The sequence below is a fragment of the Burkholderia sp. LMG 13014 genome (genome assembly GCF_905232215.1).
In the GTDB taxonomy this organism is placed as follows: Bacteria; Pseudomonadota; Gammaproteobacteria; order Burkholderiales; family Burkholderiaceae; genus Burkholderia.
The window spans coordinates 1-4,778 of sequence record NZ_CAJNKE010000459.1; the positions used below are offsets into that span (position 1 = coordinate 1).

At 69.9% G+C, this 4,778-nt stretch carries 5 protein-coding genes; 3 read left to right on the forward strand and 2 right to left on the reverse strand.

The features are described 5' to 3' along the window. From JYJ84_RS28590 to JYJ84_RS28600, 3 genes are all read left to right on the forward strand, one after another. On the forward strand, positions 1-721 hold a 721-nt coding region (locus JYJ84_RS28590; RefSeq protein ID WP_205189774.1), incomplete at its 5' end, for an iron ABC transporter permease. Positions 722-740: 19 nt separating this feature from the next. Further along, positions 741-1,562: a heme ABC transporter ATP-binding protein gene (locus JYJ84_RS28595; protein WP_175222481.1), complete on the forward strand. Its 822-nt coding sequence runs from the start codon at positions 741-743 to the stop codon at positions 1,560-1,562. A 112-nt stretch (positions 1,563-1,674) separates the two neighbouring features. Then, positions 1,675-2,061: a VOC family protein gene (locus tag JYJ84_RS28600; protein ID WP_175222480.1), complete on the forward strand. Its 387-nt coding sequence runs from the start codon at positions 1,675-1,677 to the stop codon at positions 2,059-2,061. Positions 2,062-2,149: 88 nt separating this feature from the next. On the opposite strand, the gene JYJ84_RS28605 is transcribed toward JYJ84_RS28600, so the two are convergent. Both JYJ84_RS28605 and JYJ84_RS28610 read right to left on the reverse strand, forming a co-directional pair. Further along, positions 2,150-2,761 (reverse strand): trimeric intracellular cation channel family protein, encoded by a 612-nt coding sequence (locus JYJ84_RS28605; protein WP_122948166.1) that lies wholly within the window; start codon positions 2,759-2,761, stop codon positions 2,150-2,152. Positions 2,762-2,769: 8 nt separating this feature from the next. After that, positions 2,770-4,778: penicillin-binding protein 1A (locus JYJ84_RS28610; RefSeq protein ID WP_205189775.1), on the reverse strand; the 2,009-nt coding region annotated here is incomplete at its 5' end.

Consider the following 4,778-nt stretch of genomic DNA (forward strand, 5'->3'; position numbering starts at 1 on the left):
GCTCGGCGCAACGACGACGATCGTACTCGGCCCTGCGCTCTTTGCCGCGCACGTGAGTGCAGCCGCGTTGCCCGTCGCCGCGTTCGCGGGTGCGCTCGCGGTTGCCGCGCTCGTCTACCGGCTCGCCGCGTCGCGCGGCCGGCTCGCGCTGCCGCTGCTGCTGCTCGCCGGCATCGCGATCAACGCGCTGGTCGGTGCGGCGATCGGTCTGCTCACGTTCGTCGCCGACGACGCGCAATTACGCTCGCTAACTTTCTGGAGCCTCGGCAGCCTCGGTGGCGCGCAATGGTCCGCGCTGGCGGCCGTCGCACCGTGCGTCGCGATCGGCTGCGTGTTGCTCGCGCGCGAACGCGACGCACTGAATGCATTGCAGCTCGGCGAAACCGAGGCGCTGTATCTCGGCGTACCGGTGCAGCGCCTGAAGCGGCGCGTGCTCGTCGCGGTCGCGCTCGCGGTCGGCGCACTGGTATCGTGCGCGGGCATCATCGGTTTCATCGGGCTCGTCGCGCCGCATTGCGTGCGCCTCGCGTGCGGCCCCGACCAACGGGTCGTGCTGCCCGGCGCCGCGCTGCTCGGCGCGCTGCTGACGCTCGCCGCCGATCTCGCCGCGCGCACGGTTGCCGCGCCCGCTGAAATTCCGCTCGGCGTGCTGACCGCGCTGCTCGGCGCACCGTTCTTTCTCGCGCTGCTGTGGAAGAGCCGCGGTGCGCTCGGCGGCTAACCCTTCCCTCACGACGACCATGCTGACCGCCCATCACCTCGACGTCGCCCGTCGACACCACGCGATCCTGCGCGACCTGTCGCTGTCGATCGAACCCGGCCGCGTGACCGCGCTGCTCGGCCGCAACGGTGCAGGCAAGAGCACGCTGCTGAAGACCTTCGCCGGCGAGCTGACCGGCGGCGGCGCGCCGAACGGCGTGCGCGTGGCCGGCGACATCACGCTGAACGGCGAACCGCTCGCGCGCATCGACGCACCGCGGCTCGCGTGCCTGCGCGCGGTGCTGCCGCAGGCCGCGCAGCCGGCGTTCCCGTTCAGTGTCGACGAAATCGTGCTGCTCGGCCGCTACCCGCATGCGCGGCGCAACGGGGCGACGTCGCACCGCGATCGCGAGATCGCATGGCGGGCACTCGAACGCGCGGGCGCCGACGCGCTCGTCGGCCGTGACGTCACGACGCTGTCGGGCGGCGAACTCGCGCGCGTGCAGTTCGCCCGCGTGCTCGCGCAGCTGTGGCCGGACGACGACGCAACGGAAAACGGCCCGCGCTACCTGCTGCTCGACGAGCCAACCGCCGCGCTCGATCTCGCGCATCAGCACCGCCTGCTCGATACCGTGCGCAGCGTTGCGCGCGAATGGCAGCTCGGCGTGCTCGCGATCGTGCACGATCCGAATCTTGCCGCGCGTCACGCGGATACGATCGCGATGCTGGCCGACGGCACGATCGTCGCGCACGGCACGCCGCGCGACGTGATGACGCCGTCCCATATCGCGCAGTGCTACGGATTCGCAGTGAAGATGGTGGACACCGGCGACGGCGCGCCACCGGTGATGGTGCCTGCGTAGCGCAGGCGTGCACTGCACGGCGCGTTGTACCGCGCGATGTCTTGTCTTACGGATAGCAGCACCTTCACGCAGCATCAATCGCGCTTCGCGCATCGACTTCAAGGAGACCACCATGCCGCTTTCGATGACCCGCATCATCCTGTACGTCCAGGACGTCGCATCGCTCAAGACGTTCTACCAGCAGTATTTCGATCTGCCCGTCGTCGAGGAAATCGAAAACGAGTGGGTCGTGCTCGGCGCAGGCGCCATCGAGCTCGCGCTGCATCTCGCCGGCCCGGCGTTCCGCCACGCGGTGCCCGCTCACGCGGAGGCGCGCGCGGAAGCCAGCCACGTGAAGTTCGTGTTCTCGATCGGCCAGGACATCGGCGGGCATCGCGACCGGCTGGCCGGCGGTGGCGTGACGGTGCGCGATCTCAAGCGCTATGACGGGTTCGCGTACACGATGTACGACGGCATCGATCCGGAAGGCAACGTCTTCCAGGTGATGCAGGCCGACTGACGCTCCGTCCGCCCCGGGCGCTCACCCGAACGCCCGGGCCGGCACCGCTCGTGCCTCCACCCGCCGCACGGGTGGCGAACCTCCCGGCTCAATGCTCGAGGTCCGCCGCGCCGAACGTCCGCATCTTCCAGCCGAGCCGCACGGCCAGCATCCGCATCGAGAATCCGGCCGCCAGCGCGACGACCGTCGCGATGCCCGCATCGATACCCAGATGCTGCATCCCGACATAGAGCCCGCCCGTGACGAACGCGACGCTCGCATACAGTTCCTCGCGCAGGATCAGCGGCATCTCGTTGCACAGCAGGTCGCGCAGCATCCCGCCGCAGACACCCGTGATCGCGCCGGCCAGCACGACGATGATCGGCACAGCGCCCGTCGACGCGCCGATGTCGCACCCGATGATCGTAAAGGCCGCGAGGCCGATCGCGTCGACGGTGACGAACAGCGTCTTCATCCGCGCGACATGCCGTGCGACCCACGACGCGACGGTCGCCGCGACGAGCGTGATCACCAGGTACTCCGGGTGCGCGATCCAGCCGAGCGGATAGTGGCCGAGCAGCACGTCGCGCACGGTGCCGCCGCCGAGGGCCGTCACCGCGCCGACGAGCGCGAGCCCGAAACGGTCCATCCCGCGGCGCATGCCCATCAGCGCCCCCGACATCGCTTCCGCGACGATTGCAATCAGATAAAGCGTATGCATGGTGCGCGTCAGTCTTCCGTCCGGAACAGGTCGAGCACGCGTTCGCGCTCGGCCGCATCGACCGCGGCAGGCATCGGCTCGGCTGGTTTGCCATGGTCGCCCGGCGTGCCGGACGCACCGGCTGCCACCGCCGCCCCGCCGCACGCGAAGCGGCTACGGATGTACGACGGCACATCGGCCGTGCACGTGCCGCGCGTATATTCGGCGTAGACGTAGTCGCCGTCGACGAGCGCGACGTCCTGCGGCGGCGTCGCCTCGACCGGCGTACGCCCGTCGACGGCCGCCTTCATGTAGTCGAGCCAGACCGGCAGCGCCAGCGACGCACCGGTCGCGCGCCCCATCGGGCGCGGCGTGTCGTAGCCGAGCCACGCGACCGCGACGATGCCCGACGAGTAGCCGGCGAACCAGACGTCCTTCGACCCGTTCGACGTGCCCGTCTTGCCGGCCGCATCGTCGCGGCGCAGCGCCAACGCGCCGCGTGCGGTGCCGGACTTCACGACGTCGCGCAGCATGCTGTCCATCATGAACGCATTGCGCGCCGACACGACGCGCTCGCCTGCCGGCGCCGTCGCCTCGTACATCGCGCCGCCGTGACGCTGCTTCACCGACAGGATCAGGCGCGGCACCATCCGCGTGCCGCCGTTCGCGAACACGCTGTACGCGCTCGCCAGCTCGAGCGGCGTCACGGCGCCCGCGCCGAGCGCGAGCGGCAACGACGCCGGATTGCGCTGCGCGTCGAAGCCGAACTGCACCGCGTGCTGCTGTACGTAGCGCGCGTCGGTGGCCTGCATCAGGCTGACCGCGACCAGGTTCTTCGAACGCATGAGCCCGCGCCGCACCGGGATGAAGCCCTCGTAGTTGTTGGCGAAATTGCGCGGGCGCCACGGCCGCGCGCCGGTTTCCTCATGGGTGAGCGTGCGCTGCGTATCGTCGACGAGCACGCCCGGGAAGTAGCCCTTTTCCAGCGCCGCCGAATAGACGAACGGCTTGAAGCTCGAGCCCGGCTGGCGATACGCCTGCAGCGCATGGTCGAACACGTTGCGGTTGAAATCCGCGCCGCCGACGAGCGCGAGCATGTCGCCCGTTGCCGCGTCGAGCGATACCAGTGCGCCTTCGAGCCCGTTGCGCGCATCGCGCTTCGCGCGCTGCTGGCGGCTCAGCGTGCGTTCAAGCGACGCCTCGGCCGCGCGCTGGTCGCGCATCGAGATCGTCGTCGTCACGTCGAGGCCGAGCGTATAGGCATCGTCGTGGAAACGTTCGACCATCATCCGGCGCGCGCGCTCGGCGACGTACGGCGCCGCGATGATTCCGGGTGGTGGTGTGGTCGCCAGCGCGATCGGCGCGTCGACGGCCGCGCGGTACGTCGCGTCGTCGAGCTGGCCGAGCGCATGCATGCGGCCAAGCACGTAGTTGCGCCGCGCGGTCGCGCGCGCCGGATTGACGACCGGGTTGAACGCGGACGGCGCCTTCGGCAGCCCCGCGAGCACGGCCGCCTCGCCCGCGCTCAGCGCGTCGAGCGGCTTGCCGAAATATACGTTCGCGGCCGCCGCGAAACCGTACGCGCGCTCGCCCAGGTAGATCTCGTTCATGTACAGCTCGAGCAGCTTGTCCTTGCTGTATTCGCGTTCGAGCTTGGTTGCCATCAGGATCTCGGCGAGCTTGCGGCTCAGCACCTTGTCGCGCGTCAGGTAGAAGTTGCGTGCGACCTGCATCGTGATCGTGCTGCCACCCTGCCCGGGCTGCCCCGTCACGACGTTCGCGAACGTCGCGCGCGCGAGGCCGCTGAAATCGACCGCGCCGTGCTGGTAGAACTTCGCGTCTTCGGCCGCGAGCAGTGCCTGCCGCATCAGCGGCGGGATGCGTTCGAGCGGCACGAACTCGCGCCGTTCGACGCCGTATTCGGCCAGCAGGTCGCCGTCGCGCGAGAAAATTCGCAGCGGCAGCGCGGGACGGTAGACGGCGAGGTGCTCGACGGACGGCAACTGCGTCCAGATGCGCTGGATCGTCCATGCGCCGA